This window comes from Sphingobacterium endophyticum (genome assembly GCF_009733535.1).
Lineage (GTDB): Bacteria > Bacteroidota > Bacteroidia > Sphingobacteriales > Sphingobacteriaceae > Sphingobacterium > Sphingobacterium endophyticum.
The window spans coordinates 15,680-32,404 of sequence record NZ_SMMI01000018.1 but is presented as its reverse complement, the minus strand read 5'-3'; the positions used below and the strand labels follow the sequence as shown (position 1 = coordinate 32,404).

General features: G+C 33.8%; 10 protein-coding genes. 3 read left to right on the top strand and 7 right to left on the bottom strand.

All coding sequences use genetic code 11. The features are described 5' to 3' along the window. Positions 1-6: 6 nt before the first annotated feature. The gene (locus tag E0Y80_RS17540) at positions 7-3,135 is read right to left on the bottom strand and encodes a SusC/RagA family TonB-linked outer membrane protein (RefSeq protein WP_156308979.1); all 3,129 of its coding nucleotides are present in this window, start codon (positions 3,133-3,135) and stop codon (positions 7-9) included. Between the two features lie 479 nt (positions 3,136-3,614). Beyond that, positions 3,615-4,283 carry an NAD-dependent epimerase/dehydratase family protein gene (locus E0Y80_RS17535; protein WP_156308978.1) on the bottom strand — a complete coding sequence of 223 codons (669 nt, stop codon included), beginning with the start codon at positions 4,281-4,283 and terminating at the stop codon, positions 3,615-3,617. A 415-nt stretch (positions 4,284-4,698) separates the two neighbouring features. Between E0Y80_RS17535 and E0Y80_RS17530 the strand changes: the two genes are divergently transcribed. Further along, positions 4,699-5,763, top strand: coding sequence for a LacI family DNA-binding transcriptional regulator (locus E0Y80_RS17530; RefSeq protein WP_156308977.1), 1,065 nt, complete (start codon positions 4,699-4,701; stop codon positions 5,761-5,763). A 97-nt stretch (positions 5,764-5,860) separates the two neighbouring features. On the opposite strand, the gene E0Y80_RS17525 is transcribed toward E0Y80_RS17530, so the two are convergent. The 4 genes from E0Y80_RS17525 to E0Y80_RS17510 form a co-directional block, all read right to left on the bottom strand. Continuing rightward, positions 5,861-7,342: a TolC family protein gene (locus E0Y80_RS17525; protein WP_317163562.1), complete on the bottom strand. Its 1,482-nt coding sequence runs from the start codon at positions 7,340-7,342 to the stop codon at positions 5,861-5,863. Then, the gene (locus tag E0Y80_RS17520; RefSeq protein WP_156308976.1) at positions 7,299-10,460 is read right to left on the bottom strand and encodes an efflux RND transporter permease subunit; all 3,162 of its coding nucleotides are present in this window, start codon (positions 10,458-10,460) and stop codon (positions 7,299-7,301) included. The genes E0Y80_RS17525 and E0Y80_RS17520 overlap by 44 nt, the downstream gene beginning before the upstream one ends. A 24-nt stretch (positions 10,461-10,484) precedes the next feature. Further along, entirely contained in the window at positions 10,485-11,567 is a 1,083-nt protein-coding gene (locus tag E0Y80_RS17515) for an efflux RND transporter periplasmic adaptor subunit (RefSeq protein WP_156308975.1), read from the bottom strand. A 170-nt stretch (positions 11,568-11,737) separates the two neighbouring features. Next, complete coding sequence (locus tag E0Y80_RS17510; protein ID WP_156308974.1) at positions 11,738-12,142, bottom strand: hypothetical protein; 405 nt, start codon at positions 12,140-12,142, stop codon at positions 11,738-11,740. 232 nt (positions 12,143-12,374) lie between these two features. Here E0Y80_RS17510 and E0Y80_RS17505 point away from each other — a divergent pair, with 232 nt between their 5' ends. Next, on the top strand, positions 12,375-12,902 hold the full coding sequence (locus tag E0Y80_RS17505) for a YceI family protein (protein WP_156308973.1): 528 nt from the start codon (positions 12,375-12,377) through the stop codon (positions 12,900-12,902). 94 nt (positions 12,903-12,996) lie between these two features. Here the strand turns inward: E0Y80_RS17505 and E0Y80_RS17500 are convergent, their stop codons facing one another. Then, positions 12,997-13,188, bottom strand: a complete 192-nt coding sequence (locus E0Y80_RS17500) for a hypothetical protein (RefSeq protein ID WP_156308972.1) — start codon at positions 13,186-13,188, stop codon at positions 12,997-12,999. A gap of 197 nt (positions 13,189-13,385) precedes the next feature. Here E0Y80_RS17500 and E0Y80_RS17495 point away from each other — a divergent pair, with 197 nt between their 5' ends. After that, a complete protein-coding gene (locus E0Y80_RS17495; RefSeq protein WP_156308971.1) occupies positions 13,386-16,721 on the top strand; it encodes a toll/interleukin-1 receptor domain-containing protein in 3,336 nt (1,111 codons plus the stop codon). Positions 16,722-16,725 lie beyond the last annotated feature (4 nt).

Below are 16,725 nucleotides of genomic sequence, written 5' to 3'. Positions count from 1 at the left end.
AAGAAATTATAAAGTCAAGTTAACTCCGAAAGTGAATGTTTTCGCCCTTGGATAAGAGAAGAAAGTCATATTTTGACCGAATTTATTTCCTTCACCCAATGAGGTACTCTCTGGATCATAACCTTGGAATTTAGAATTTGTAATCAACCAAGGGTTATTCGCACTTGCGTATATACGTAATGCCGAGAATCCCATTCTACTTGCTAAATCTGATTTAAATGTATAACCCAACTGCAATACATTCACACGTAAATATGAACCATCTACTACCCATTGAGAATCCACATTTGTATCCTGACCAGCGTGACCATTATTTTGTAGGTAAATTGCTTGTTGCATAGTATTTGGATTAGATCCATTGTATGCATCAGTAAGGATAGTTTTCAAACCATTGGTAATACCGAAACGGTCATAAGTAGAGTGGAAAAATTGTTGCATGGTTTCAACACCATAAACAAATTGTAGGTCAACGGTTAAATCAAAGTTTTTATAGTTTACTGTATTGATAAAACTACCCATCCAATCAGGCACACCTTTACCTAGGATCTGTTGATTAGTTGATCTGTTAGGTCTACCAATTTTGTTTTCTTCAATATCACCATTTTCGAAATCCTGAACTGTATAAATTCCATTACGTTTATAACCATAAAAACTGTTTAAGTTTTCACCAACACGAATAATACTGTTAGGACCTCCAACCCATCCATTCAATAGAATATCCTCGTTGTTTTCACCTAATTTCAAGACCTCATTCTTGTTATAAGAACCATTCAATGTAATATTCCAAGATAAATCATCATTTCTTACAGGAGATGCATTCACTAAAATTTCCACCCCTCTATTTCTAACAGAACCAATGTTTTTATAAACACTAGCATAACCTGTTGCATAAGGTACTGGTGCTTCTAATAATAAATCAGTAGTAGTTCTATTGTAAACAGAGACATCAAAATTCAATCTATTTTGAAATAATCCTAATTCAAATCCTGCATCATAAGTTTTAGTTTTTTCCCAACGTAAATCTGGGTTACCTAAATTTCCTACAAATCCAAAAGGTTCACGGACTCCATTCATTAAACTTGTTCCAGCATTGATCATAAACAAAGAGGAATACGGATTGATTTCAGAGTTACCTGTAACACCATAACTTGTATGTAATTTCAGATTAGAAACTGTAGTCTGATCTTTCATAAAAGCTTCATTACCAATATTCCACGCCACACCTGCTGAAGGGAAAAATCCGTATTTATTGTTTTCACCGAATTTAGAAGAACCGTCAGCACGAGCAGTTAATGTTACCGAATAACGATCATCGTAGCTATAGTTTCCGCGAACGAAGTAAGAGTTCATGGCCCATTTGTTAGTTCCCGAACCTGGAGAACCTGGGATTGAACCCACACCTAAGTTATTGTATTCATAAGCATCTGTTGTAAACCCTTCAGTTCTCACATTGAAACCGTAATAGGTACGTTCTTGCCATGAAAGACCTGCCATAGCATTAACCCTATGTTTATCAAAAGTTTTATTATAAGTCAAATAGGTTTCTTCTTGCCAATATAGGTCATTCCAGCTGTTAACTTCTGCCCAACCATTAGGTCTTGAAATATTGTTTAATGTAATAGAAGAGTAACCTCTATATTCTTTTCTATGATTATCAATACCGAATTGGGTTTTCAAATCCAAACCATCCGCGATATGGAAAGTTAATGCTGCGTTACCAAAGATTTGGGTATTATAGCGCATTCTTTTCTGTAAATCTAAAATAGAAACAGGGTTAGCCATACCTTCAAATGCTAATACATTCGATACGGTAGATGATGAAGAAGAAGTATATTTTCCATCAGGTTGATAAATAGGAAGCCAAGGAAGCATCTCAATCATTGTACGACGGGCATCTTGTCCACCACCGTCTTCTGGAGTATGACGGCCCCAAGTATGGTTTGCCAATAAGTTAACACTTGTTGATAACCATTCCTTAACTTTAGAATCGTATGCTAATTTAGCATTGATACGTTTACTGTATGTATTGTTTACAACACCTTGATTTTCAGAATAATTTAAGAAAGCCCCTACAGACGAACTTTCATCCCCTTGTTGAATATCAATTTGGTGATTATGAGATAAGGAGTTTCTAGTAGCCTCTTTTTGCCAATCCGTATTGTATAATGGATTACCGCTAGCATCAAAATAATTAGGATCATTGAACCATGATTTTTTGTCCAGATTCCAATTTTTTCCTTGCCAATTATTTTCATTCTGAAGACCGATCATAAAGGCATCCACCCATTCTTGACCAGTTAGAACATCCATATATCTTTGTACAGAGTTACTGCTAACTGAACCTTGGTAACTGATCGTTTTTCTTCCGTCCTTGTTACCTCTTTTGGTAGTAACCAAGATAACGCCATTTGCACCACGAGCACCATAAATTGCTGCTGAAGATGCGTCTTTTAAAACCTCAATACTTTCGATATCATTTGGATTTAACAAGTGAAAATCCTGCATCACTACCCCATCGACTACATAAAGTGGATTTGAAGAAGAGTTAATTGTGTTAGTACCACGAATAATAACCCTATTTGCATAAGCACCTGGCTGACTAGAGTTAGAATAGATATTTACACCTGGAGCTTTACCTCTTAGGTTTTCAAGTGGACTAAAGCTTTGAGCTTTAATCATATCCTCTCCTTTTACATTAGAAATGGATCCAGTTACGTCTGATTTTCTCATTGTACCGTAACCGACAACAACTAGTTCTTCAATTTGTTGATCTGTACTTTCCAATGAAAAGCTCATTGAGCTGGAGCTTACGGTTTTTTCTTGGGACTTGAACCCAATATAATTAGCAACAATGACCTGTCCATTACTGGCTTGGATTGAGAAATTACCGCTTGCATCCGTCTGCGTACCTGTTGTGGTACCTTTAATGGAGATTGTAACACCTTCCAATGGCTGATTATTGCCAGCATCTCTAACCGTACCAGAAACGGTTTGCTGGTGCAATTTAGTGGTTGGAACTGTGTTCGATCCTAAACTAACGTTCGCGTTAGCAGGACTGTAACTTGTTGCGAGGAGTACTAACGGAATAATCCATAGCCTATTTCCTCTACGAGTAAAATTGTCAGAATTCCACATAAAAATATAGTTAATAATAAATAATGCTAAAACGATTTATAATTTTGGCTTTAAAAATTTCTATAACAATATCGTTGCCGATAATTGCTTCAGGTTTACTATTAGTTCTTTTAAAGTTCAATACGAATTAACGCAATAAAATTGACTTCATCTACACTTTTTTAAAAATTATTAAGCATTTTTTAACTTAAATTTTGAATTAAATTAACAATCCAACAAGAATTAAAAAGAAAATAACTTAATTACTAAAACGTCTTTATTCTTTACACTTTAAGTACTTAAAGATTTTAAAACAGAGATATACTTTAAAACAATTTAAAATCGAATTGCTTTTGTTTAAGAATTCTCGTTATTCTTCATTTTATCCTTTTTATTTATTTTAATGATTCTCAATAAATCAATTAAAAAATATATGGAGATAAAAAGATGATACTATAGAATTGAGTCCGAATTAAGTGGTAAATTGATTTATAAAAATTTTAGGATTGAGAAGCTAAGAATGAAATATCTTGAGTTTCCAATATATGTTTATTATATCCATTCCTAGAGACTGCAACCATTGCTTTTCCTACCTCTTCAAGAGTTAGGAAATAAGTTTTGTTTAATGGTCTAAGGATTGGATATAAAGCTGAAATAAATTTTAGAACACCTTTTACATTTTTTGCACCAGGACTTGGACGCATAAAACCAGGCCTAAAATTATAGACTGCTTTAAATGGAAGTTTTAATAAATCATTCTCAGTCTTTCCTTTTACTCTAGCCCACATCACCTTTCCTTTTTCAGAGCTATCAGTGCCACTACCGGAGACATAACAAAAGACTATATCCTTATTAATTTCAAGTAATTTTTTTGAAAAATTTAAAGTTAAATCATAGGTTAATTTGGTGTACTTATCTTCATTCATTCCCACAGAGGATACACCGGCACAAAAAAAGCAAGCATTATAATCCACTAACTCATCACCCAATTGATCAATATTCAGAATATCTGAAAAAATCATTTGTTTTAATTTTGGATGAGTAATTGGATACTCCTTTCTAGTCACAATTAACACCTTTTCCACTTCAGAATTATTCAAACATTCTTGCAGTACCCCCTCACCTACCATTCCGGTAGCTCCTGTAATTATGACTTTAATTTTATGCATTTTTTAATTAATTTGGCTTCTTTAAAATAATTTATCATAATGAAACATAAATTATTCCAATTTTTAACAAATTGTTATTGATTTATTAATATTTTTTCAAAAAACCCCTTTAAAGCAACATTATTCAATATTAAAAGCTTACTATTAATTTAATTTGTAGAAATATATTTACCTTTTATAGTTTATCATCTTATTACAGCGATGTTATCAATCGATTCAAGAGATACCTTTTAAATTAAACAGCTGATTTTTCATAGCAAAACAACAGAAAGCAATACTCCAATGCTCTATAAGAAAGGTTTAAAACCCCATTGATCCTGAATTGGCATTAAAAAAGATCTATTAAAAAATTAATTAAAGCCTTCAATAAATTGTCAAAACGATTAAAATTCCGTTTATTTAAAAAATTGAGAAGTTGGAAATTAAATTTCCTTTTCAAGATGAACTAATTATGATTGAACGTAAGACGTTAAAGGACATTGCCAAGGATTTAAAGCTTTCGGTATCAACTGTATCAAAATCCTTATCGGACAGTTATGAAATCAGTGAGTCCACGAAAAAGCTGGTTCAGGATTATGCTGAAAAACATCATTATGTTCCTAATAAAGTTGCAAGAACTTTAAAAACAGGAAAGACCAATACAATAGGTGTCATCGTATTTAACATTAGCAATACATTTATTTCGCAAGTATTGGACGGTATTCATAATGGATCACAGGCGGAAAAATATGATATCATTATTATGCAAAGTCGAGATGATATCAAATTAGAAAAGCATGCCATTGATGTATTAAGGATGCGGGGAATTGATGGTTTGCTAATTTCACCTGTTGCATTTAACTCTAATATAGAACAATTAGAAGCGCTCCAAAATTCCGGGATTCCTGTGGTTTTATTTGATCGGGTAAACCATGAAATAAAAACTCATAAAGTTGGAATCGACAATAAGGTTAGTGCCTATGAAGCAACTGAGCATTTAATTAATTCGGGCAGATCCAAAATTCTACATATTACAGGTAAAAATATTGGGGTTGCAGCAGATAGATTATTAGGATTTAAGAAATGTTTACTTGATCATCAAATTCCTTTTGACACGAATCTCTATTTGGAATGTGATTATAGTAAACATGATGAGATTGAAAATTCAATAGTCAAAAAATTAAATTTTTTAAAATCTCAAGGAAAAATGCCAAATGCTATTTTTGGAGCCACAGATGATATAACCACATTGACCTTAGGTATTTTAGCAGAATTAAACATCAAAGTCCCAGATGAAGTCTGCGTCATAGGATTTTCGAATATTAGAATACCAAATTCACTAAATCCTTCGCTATCTACAGTCGTACAACCCACAGAAGAAATTGGAATGGTAGCATTCAATAAATTAGTTGAGATTATCAAATCCAAATATCCAATTGATGATTTTGAAACAATCGAACTAAATACAAAGCTAATTCCACGAAAATCCTCAATGCCTTAGTTAATTAACTTTAAGGATCAGTCCCTTTGGAAAAAAAAGGGGAACAATAAAAATTGTTCCCCTGGAAAACTAACCCTATTTAAGCATAGTTGATTGGTTATTTCCAACCACCACCTAAAGCTTTATATACATTAACAACTGCATTGAGTTGTTGTTTTTTAGTTTCTATTAATTCTAATTTTGCATCCAAAACATCACGCTGAGTCATCAACACTTCTAAATAATCTGCTCTTGCAGACTTGAATAATTCATTAGAGACATCAATAGATTTATTCAATGCATCAACCTCTTGATTTTTATAAACATATCCTTTTTCTAGGTTGTCAATATTTGAAAGTTGGGTTGAAACTTCAGTGAAAGCGTTGAGTAAAGTCCTTTCGTAATTATAAATTGCTTGAATCTGCCTTGAATTTGCAGAATTGAATTCCGCTTTAATTGCATTTTTATTTAATAAAGGGGCAGTAAGATCACCCGCTAAATTATAAAGTAAAGATTCAGGCAATCGAAAGAGATAAGAAGGTTTGAAAGCCTGTAGTCCAAAGGCTGCAGAAATATCTAATGAGGGGTAGAATTCTTTGCGTGCTACCTGAACATCCAATTTTGCGGCAGCTAATTCATGCTCTGCCTGTAGAATATCCGGGCGATTATTTAATAGTTGACTAGGAATTCCAGTTTTAACAGTTGCAGGGACTAGATCTATAAAACTACTTTGATTACGCACAATTTCTTGAGGATAACGGCCTAATAAAAAGTTAATTCGGTTTTCTGTTTCCTTAATTTGTTGTAATGTAGAAAATTCCATTCCTTTAGTTTTGGCAACTTCAGCTTCAAACTTTTTGACTGCTAGTTCCGTCACTCTAGTAGCCTCTTTTTGTATTTTCACCACCTCTAAAGCTTTCTCTTGCAAAAGGATATTCTGACGTATTATAGCCAATTGGTTATCTAATGCCAACAGTTCATAATAAGAATTAGCAACTTCTGCAATTAAACTACTCAAAACAAAGTTTTTACCTTCAACTGTTGCTAAATATCGGTTAACAGCTGCTTGTTCTGAGTATTTAAGTTTTTTCCAGATATCCACCTCCCAATGTGCAAAAACGGACACATTTAAATCTCCTAGGGGATCTGGCATTTCATGGCCAGGCGTTATTTCTGTAGATGCGTCACCAGCACCTTGAGAAGTGTATCGTCCAACTTTCTCTATACCTGCCCCTGCACCGACACCTACAATAGGTTTTAATGCTCCTTTCCTGAGCATGATATCATTCTTTGCAATTTCAAGTTCTTGCAAAGTGATATTGAGCTCTTGATTATTCTTTAAAGCGGTATCCAATAAGGAAATTAAATTAGGATCTGTGAAAAATTCTCTCCATTTCACATTCCCAGAATTTGTGGTATCCTGATTGACAAGCTCCTCATTGAATGCGGTCGGAAGGCTCTTATTTTCTTTCATTTGAGTTGCTTGAGGCACTTTACAGCTGGAAGCTGAAAGTGCCAACAAAGTGATTGCAACCCAATTGAAGTAGTTTTTATTTTTAGTTTCCATCGATTTCTTCAGATAATGGGTTTTCATCTTCATGTTTAATAAGTTTCCGTTTGGAAGCAATACTTCCAAAAATGTAATATAGCCCTGGTATTACGAGGACGCCGAAGACGGTACCGAAGAGCATCCCTCCTGCTGCAGCGGTACCAATCGTTCGGTTACCAATAGCTCCTGGACCTGTTGCCAGAACTAAAGGAATTAACCCTGCAATAAATGCGAATGATGTCATCAAGATAGGTCTAAAACGAACTTTCGCTCCTTCAAGAGCAGCCTCAAAAATGCTTAATCCCTCCTGATGTTTTTGAACAGCAAATTCTACAATCAAGACTGCATTCTTTCCTAACAAACCAATCAACATTACTAAAGCCACTTGAGCATATATATTATTTTCCAATTGAAGCAATTTCAATAGAAAAAATGCACCGAAAATACCGACAGGAAGTGAAAGAATAACAGCAAATGGTAAAATGAAACTTTCATATTGGGCAGCAAGAATTAGATAAACGAAACCCAAACAAATCAAAAAGATATAAATAGCTTGATTTCCCCTCGCCACTTCATCTTTAGAAATACCTGCCCAATCAATTGCATAGCCACGAGGTAATGATTTCAATGCAGTTTCCTGAACAATTTGAATTGCTTCACCACTACTAAATCCCTGTGCTGCAGATCCTGATATTTCAGATGCTAAATACATATTATGACGAGTTATCTCGGAAAGTCCATATACCTTTTCCATATGCATAAATTCTGAAAAAGGAACCATTTCATCTTTATCATTCTTCACATAAAGTTTTAGGATGTCCTGTGGTAATGCACGGTATTGAGGTAATGCCTGAACCATTACCTTATATTGCCTATCAAATTTGATAAAGTTGGTCTCGTAATTTGAACCAACTAAGGTTGAAAGTGTGCTCATAGCATTATCGATAGAAACACCTTTTTGCTGAGCAACATCATTATCAATTTTTAATAGATATTGTGGGAAGCTGGCACTGAAGAAAGTAAAGACAGAGGCCAATTCTTTCCGATTATTCAGTTCTTTAACAAAATCCCGACTAACCTGTTCCATTTTTTGGAAGTCATTATTCCCAGTTTTATCAAGTAATCTGAGTTCAAAACCGCCTGCTGCACCATAACCGGGTACTGCTGGAGGTTGAAAGAATTCAATAGAAGCTCCAGGTATATTTTCAGCACATTTTTCAAGTTGTTCAATTATTTCAATAGCAGATTCTTTTCGTTCTTCCCAGCCTTTTAAGTTGATTAGGAGCGTTCCGGTATTTGCTGCAGTACCTTCATTTAAAATCTCATATCCTGCTAAAGAAGATACAGATGATACACCATCAATTACTTCAGCTTCTTTTTGCAAATCGAGAGCAGCCTTATTCGTTCTTTCTAATGTAGATCCTGGTGGGGTCTGGATAATTGCATAAATCATTCCTTGGTCTTCATTTGGGATAAATCCAGAAGGAACACTATTATTTAGAAAATATGCACCGATACAGAAACTGATTAAAACCAATAATGTAATTGCTCTTTTATTAACAATTTTGTTTAACAGCTTCACATAACGATTCTGAACCCGGTCAAAAGATCTGTTAAATCCATCTAAAAACTTGTCTACAATAGACTTCTTTTTAGGTTTACCATGATTGTTTTTTAATAAAATTGCACAGAGAGCAGGAGTTAAAGTTAGCGCCACTAATCCGGAAAGAATGATAGAAGTCGCCATGGTAATAGAAAACTGCCTATAGAAAATTCCTACAGGTCCTGACATAAAAGCTACAGGTATAAATACAGCAGCCATTAGAAATGTAATGGCAATAATGGCTCCAGCGATTTCATGCATGGCTCTTTTTGTTGCTTTATATGCTGAAATATGCTCTTCTTCCATTTTTTTATGGACAGCTTCAATTACAACAATAGCATCATCAACGACCACCCCAATTGCTAGCACCAAGGCAAATAAGGTGATCAAATTGATGGTTATTCCAAAAAATTGCATAAATAAAAATGCTCCGATTAATGATACAGGCACAGCTATAGTTGGAATCAAAGTAGACCTTAAATCACCTAAAAATAGGAACACCACCAGAGCAACAAGGATAAAAGCTTCAACTAAAGTATGTACCACCTTTTCCATAGAAGCATCCAAGAATTTGGATACGTCATAACTGATTTCATAATGTAAACCTTTAGGGAAGGATTGTTGAAGTTCTTCCATTTTGGATTTTACATCTTTGATAACTTGTGAGGCATTACTACCATAAGATTGTTTTAATACGATAGCAGCAGAAGGTCGACCATTCAATGTTGAATAAATATCATACATGGCAGATCCAAAATGTATATCTGCTACATCCTTCAATCGAAGAATTTCACCATTGGGATTAACCTTTAATATTATATTACCATATTCTTCTTCAGTGGTAAAACGACCAGAATATTTTAGTACATATTCAAAGGATTGGGATTTGATACCTGAGGATTCACCGGCACGGCCTGGGGAAGCTTCTAAACTTTGTTCTTCCAGGGCTTTCATAACCTCTTCGGAGGAAATCTTGTAAGCTGTCATACGGTCTGGTTTTAACCAGATTCGCATTGCATATTCCCTATTTCCCAAAATATCTGCCACACCTACACCCGGAACACGTCTTAATTCGGAGACCACATTGATGTCAGCAAAATTAAACATGAAATTTCCATCCAAATCTTTTTCATCACTGTACATATTGATATACATCAACATATTAGATTCTTCACGAGTAATTTTCACTCCTTCACGAACTACAATTGGAGGGAGCTTATTTACTACTGAGGCAACCCTATTCTGAACGTTGACTGATGCTTGGTTTGGATCGGTTCCCAAATCGAATACAATTTGAATACTGGCTTCTCCGTCATTACCTGCATCGGATGCCATATATTTCATACCAGGAACCCCATTAATTGCCCTTTCTAATGGGATAATTACCGCTTTAATCATCAATTCACCATTTGCTCCAGGATATTCCGCTTTAACATTTACTTTCGGAGGGGAAATTGATGGAAATTGTGTAACTGGCAATTGTGTCATGGCCAATACCCCTAAGAACACGATGATAAGGGAAATGACAATAGAAAGAACTGGCCTATTAATAAATCTATTAAACATGATTATTCTATATTTCCTAATTACTTATTCTGTTCTAATTTTCAAGTTGGAGATAGCTTCTTTAGGTTCTACGAAAGAGTACTTAATCTTTTCACCATCTTTTACTTTCTGTAGACCTTCTAAAAGAATTCTATCATGGTTACTTATCCCTGAAGAGACCACATAGAGGTCCGGTAAAGACGCACCTACTTTTATAGACTGGGATATCACTTTTCCTTCCTTATCTATAACAAATACATATTTTTTGTCTTGAACTTCATAAGTTGCCTTTTGGGGAATAAGCAATGCATGTTTCATAGGAACAGTCATTAAAACTTTTCCCGTTTCGCCATTTCTCAATAATTTATTAGGATTTGGAAATCTTGCCCTGAATGCAATATTTCCCGTTTCAATATCAAATTCACCTTCAATAGTTTCCACAATCCCTTTTTGATCATGTTCTTCATTATTCGCTAACAATAACGAAACATGATTGTCACCACGGGATGCTGTGTTTCTTTGATAATCTAAATACTCAGGTTCGGAGACATTAAAGTAAGCAAACATCTGACTGTTATCAGATAAAGTAGTCAACAATTCACCTTCATCAACAAGACTTCCAAGTTTCAATGGAATTCTATCGATTGTACCATCGAAAGGTGCTCGAACCTCAGTAAAAGTTAAATGCAATTTAGCAATTGCGGCTTCTGCTTTTGCCCGCTCCAATTTGGCTTTTGCCATAGCAAGTTCATTAGGAGAAACAATGTTTTTATCGGATAGGTTTTGGGTATTTTGTACTTCGATCTGAGCGACATCTACCTCTGCCATTTGTTTGTTTAATTCGGCTTGATACATTCTCGGCATGATACGAAACAGCAATTGACCTTTCCGAACATACTGACCTTCATCGACATAAATCTGTTCCAGATAACCTTTTTCTAAAGCACGGAGTTCAATGTTGCGAACAGATTTAATCTGGGAAACATACTCTTTGTTAAAACTTGTGTCAATTTCTGCGGGAGAGGTAGCAGTAAATTTAAAGTCTTCCTCTTTTTCTTCTTTTTTTTCATGGCAAGCCACTTGGCATAATACAGCCAAGGAGCTCATGAGCATTACAACTCTCTTCATTGTGTTTTAATATTTTTTAAAATTTTGAATGTAAAATGGGCACAACACCCAAATGAGGGATAAGGACATTCAATAGCCAACGAAGATTGTTGTTGTATTAAGAAATTATATTCTAAGATACCTTTACATCAACCGCATAAATGCATTTGACCATTGAAGTATCTTGGATACTAAATTCTCAACGAGCGTTGAGAAATAAAAATAGGGTTGGAATTATTATTGAGAATATACGCATTCGGTCTTCTTACAGAATTCTTTGGAAGAAGCATTAAAAACGTAAAAGCTATCAAACAGGCATAAAAAGCCATCTGAAGATGGTAATCTTTCCAAAGTTGAAAATCTTCAGATTCTTGCTCCAGCAAAATGTGATTGGAATGATTTCCAGTTCCTTTAGAATTTGCTTGCGAGAAGATTGATTGTTGGAAATAATGTTTGCTTTGAGTACTAATATTTAAAACATGGTTTTCCATAAAACTGATAGCGGGTCTATCAGAGTGATTAATTACCTCATGACTATTACCACTTCTTATCAAAAGAAATAAGAAAAATAGTACAAATGTGATAATCGCTTTCATTTGATGGCAAATATACTATGCGATTCAATAAATCAAATAGCTTTAACAGATTTTAACCGTCATAATTTCGTCAGTAATTCATTATCAATTATTTAATTTTAACAACGATTCATTCAAATACTAATAAATCTCTACAACTTTTTGTATTTCTTAACATACATCAATGTGTGTAAACATTTATCAGTGCATCTTTGTTAAACAAAACAACTAGAAAAAAATTAGAAAAAATATTATGGCAAATTGGAACTTAGATAGCGCACACAGCGAAATCGAATTTAAAGTAAAACACATGATGATCTCAACTGTTAAAGGTCATTTCGAAAACTTCTCTGTGAATGTTGATAACAATAGCGATCAACTTGATACAGCTCAACATGTGGCTGTGGATATTAAAGCTGATTCAATCAATACAAAAAACAGCCAACGTGACCAACACTTAAAAAGTGAAGATTTCTTTGCTGTTTCACAATTCCCTGATATCAAGTTTGTATCAAGCGGCATTAAAAAAACTGATGATGGTGAATATAAACTTTCAGGTGATTTAACAATTAAAGATGTGACTAAACCAGTTACTTTTGACGTTGAATTTGGTGGTATTGGTAAAGATCCTTGGGGAAATCAAAAAGCAGGATATACAGTAACAGGAAAAATTAATCGTGCTGAATTTGGTTTAACTTGGAATGCAGCTTTAGAAACTGGTGGCGTTATGGTAAGTGATGATGTTAAGTTTCAAGCAGACCTACAGTTCGTTCTAGCATAAATAAAAACTATATTATAAAAAAGAAGAAGATCCGATTATATTCGGATCTTCTTCTTTTTTATAATATCAATTTATTTTTTTCAAAATTTAAATCTCAAATTTCAAATTTTAAACTTTTCCTTCCATTACTCACGATAATTCCATCCTCAGGTTTCAAGTTGAACTTTCCTGATTGTTTAACCTTTAAATAAATAGTAATAATTACTTCTTCCATTGAACCTAACAGCTCCTGATCTCCTAGATTAACAAACATTGAAATCGAGGCTTTTTGAGCATTTCTACGCATGATCAAATAATATTCTCATTAATTCTATTAATATTTTTGTGTTACATCATATAAGTTTCAACATCTTTAAAAATAATTGATATTTCATTAAAGATTTTAAATATTAAAAATAAATTTTATCAAAAAAATTCAAATTATATTAGAATTAGGATTGATTTTTGACAAAAAGATTTTGATACACTACCAAAATCATATTTATGGATAATCAAGAACAAGACCTAACAAAACAATATAAGGCATTCATAAGTTACAGTCATAGTGATAATCAAGGAGAAGGTAGAAAATGGGCAGATTGGTTACATCATGCATTAGAGACTTATGAAATTCCTGAAGATTTAATAGGAAAAAAGAATTCACAAGGGGAGGAAATTCCACGTCAGATATATCCTGTATTTCAAGACGAAAAGGAACTCTCGGCGAGTTCCAGTTTAAGTGGGTCATTAACTTCTGCTTTAGATCGAGCAGAATTCTTAATTTATTTAAGTTCTCCCAAATCTGCTAAATCTACCTACGTTCGTGATGAACTAAGATATTTTAAGCAAAGTGGAAAGTCTCAGAAAATTATGGCTCTTATAATAAAAGGAGAGCCCGAATATGGAGAGAAAAATACGGAAGCACAATGTTTTCCAGATGAATTAAGATATAATATTGACCAAACCGGGAAAATCAATTTCGATCAACCAGAGGAAGTTTTAGCAGCTGATGTTCGAATTCCCAATTCCACAGAGGAAGGTTTTACATCTGCAGAAGCATATAGAAGACATTTACAAGAGGCCAACATTCCAAACTATCAAATAAAAGGTTTAGTTGATGAATATAAAAAACGATTGGATCTTGCATTATTAAAAATAATTGCCGGAATATTAGGTGTTCCATTAGCAGAATTAACCAAACGTGACCAAGCATATCAATTAGAAAAAATCAAACAAAAGAATAAAAACATAAAACGAATTGCTACAGCAATTGCTGCCTTAGGAATTATCGCGATCTTGGCAGGTATTTTTGCTTGGACCCAACGGAATTCTGCATTAAGAAATCTTGCTAAATCACTTTATGCATCAGGGATTAACAAACTTACGGAAAGTGAATATGGAGATGGTGCAGCATACATCGCTGAAGCAACAAGAAGAGGTGATGAAAGTGCCGCATTATTTGCTCAATCTATGTTAGCTGTTCAGGAGGATTTAATTAGAATGCCGAATGTGAATATTGGAACGACCCGGTTTTCGCCAAATGGTAAATGGCTTGTTGGATTTGCAAGTGCCGGAAATCGGCAATATGTCCTTCAAGTATGGGATGCTGTAAATAGAAAACTAATTGCCCAAAAAGATGATATTAATTCAGACCAACCTAGATTTCCACAATTTGACCATAAAGACAATGCGTATATCATAAACTCAGGTTTAGAAATCGTGCGTTATAATATCTTAAATGATAAAAAAGAGATTTTAAGACCCAACCTTGATAGTAGTTATATATCATTAACTGCGGTATCTCCAGATTCGAAATATATCGTAATAAATAAGCAATCAAAACAGGTTATATTTTTCAATACAGAAACAAAACAAGAACAAGTTTTAATTAACATTGAGCAACTCGTTCCTACATCAGCTTATTTTGACAAAAGTTCTAGAACTCTCATAATAGAACAGAGCATTAATAATAATAATGAAATACGGGTATTTGACCTTGTAAATGAAATTCCTAAAGAAGTCTTTAAAAAGACTGTAAAATCAGGATTAAGAGCTCCTGAATTTAGTATTGATGGAAACCAAATCGCTTATAATAATCCCGATGGTATATTTTATTTTAATAAAGCAACCGGAAAAGAATGGTTTTTACCGAAACCATTTTCAATAACTTTCTATGGTTTTACAGATAAGGGGAACTTTTTTATTGGTGACAACGTGAAGATTTCACAAGTTGATTTAAACACAGGTTCTGTAATAAAAACCTCGGATTTACCGCGAAATATCTTCTTCTTGACTGACTTGATGAAAATATTGGAGCGCAGTTTAATAGCGAAGGATGAAACATCAGCAGACTGGACACAGTTTTTAGTCAGCAATAATTCACAATTATTTATTGAAAACAAAAAAACTTCACCACTCCGTGTTTCACAATTTTATGAGGAATCCGGACTTCAGCATGCATCACCTGGGATAACAAACAATGATGTTTTTTTAAGATACAAAGGAAAGCAAGCTTTGGATAAATTAAATTTAAAGTCTGGCCAAAAAGAAAAAGATTATATCAAAATTCAAGAAGAAATATTGATGTTCTTGGTTCTTCCCAAAACCAAAAAGATTCTTGTTAAAGGAAAAAGTGGAAAAACATATTTCTTTGATGCCGAAACAGGGAAACCAATTGGCAAACCTTTCGATTCTGAGGTAAAAACATATATTTTTAATAATGATCAAACTCAAGTATTGGCTCGTACCGGACCTAAAAGTTTTTCTGCCTGGGATATTGAAACGGGTAATCAAACCTTAAAATTTGAGATGGATCAAGAAATTCCGGGGTTCTCAGTAAGTCCAGATTTCAAAAAAATAATAATGGTAAAACCTGACAGTTGGAGGGTATTGGATATTAAATCTAAAAAAGTATTAGCAGAAGGTAATGAAACTATAAACAGTGGTGCATTTAGCCCCAACAGTGATTACTTAATAATTGTTAGTAATAATGGAAATGCTAGATTACTAAATACAAAAGATTTTAAATCTGAACTTGATGTAAAAACTATTGCATCTCCATTTATTGTATTCAATAATGAAGGAAATGTAATGGCTTTATCAGAAGACGCTACCCATATGCGTTTATGGAACTTAGATAGTAAAAAATCTTTTGGTCAAAATATCCGCATTAGTAAAAACTCACAATATTTTCACTTTTCAAATGACGATTCCAAGATTTTTGTCCAAGATGACGCTGAAAGATTTGATTATGCTGTTAAAGTCATCGATGCAAAATCAGGAAATATTTTAACCATGCCCTTTATAAATCAAAAGTTCGATGGAATTTATATGATGCCAGATGACAAGCAAATTATGACTGTGGAATCATTATTAAGCGGATTGGTAATTAATATTTGGGAGGTTCCGGGTCAGGTAAATATGTCAAAAGACCAATTGGCAAAGGACTTGGAAAAATTCTATGGTAAGAAATATGATAATGAAACGGGCGCAATTTTAAACTATACAGATACTGTCGGAAAATATAACACCTGGTATTTCGAGGATCCTTTTATAAGATCCGTTTCTCCAAATTCACCCGAAAAGATCTTGGATGTGTTAAGAAAAAATTATCCAATTAAAAATGATGCAAACTTACAACTGTTGGGAGTGACTTATGACTACCATCCTTTGGCTCGAGCTATGGTAGCCAATTATTTTAGTCAAAACCCTGACACAAAAATCATAGGTCAACGCATTGCAGAAATCACAGAAACTCAATTGATCAAAATTAAAGACAAAGCATTAAAATCTGAGGTAGAAACAATCTTAAATGAAGCTAAACAAAACCTTAGCAAATAAACAA

Excerpts from the sequence above, each read along its gene's own strand:
- E0Y80_RS17520 (WP_156308976.1), bottom strand. The coding sequence starts at position 10,460 with ATGTTTAATAGATTTATTAATAGGCCAGTTCTTTCTATTGTCATTTCC.
- E0Y80_RS17495 (WP_156308971.1), top strand. The coding sequence starts at position 13,386 with ATGGATAATCAAGAACAAGACCTAACAAAACAATATAAGGCATTCATA.
- E0Y80_RS17535 (WP_156308978.1), bottom strand. The coding sequence starts at position 4,283 with ATGCATAAAATTAAAGTCATAATTACAGGAGCTACCGGAATGGTAGGT.
- E0Y80_RS17515 (WP_156308975.1), bottom strand. The coding sequence starts at position 11,567 with ATGAAGAGAGTTGTAATGCTCATGAGCTCCTTGGCTGTATTATGCCAA.
- E0Y80_RS17510 (WP_156308974.1), bottom strand. The coding sequence starts at position 12,142 with ATGAAAGCGATTATCACATTTGTACTATTTTTCTTATTTCTTTTGATA.
- E0Y80_RS17525 (WP_317163562.1), bottom strand. The coding sequence starts at position 7,342 with ATGAAGATGAAAACCCATTATCTGAAGAAATCGATGGAAACTAAAAAT.
- E0Y80_RS17540 (WP_156308979.1), bottom strand. The coding sequence starts at position 3,135 with ATGTGGAATTCTGACAATTTTACTCGTAGAGGAAATAGGCTATGGATT.
- E0Y80_RS17505 (WP_156308973.1), top strand. The coding sequence starts at position 12,375 with ATGGCAAATTGGAACTTAGATAGCGCACACAGCGAAATCGAATTTAAA.
- E0Y80_RS17500 (WP_156308972.1), bottom strand. The coding sequence starts at position 13,188 with ATGCGTAGAAATGCTCAAAAAGCCTCGATTTCAATGTTTGTTAATCTA.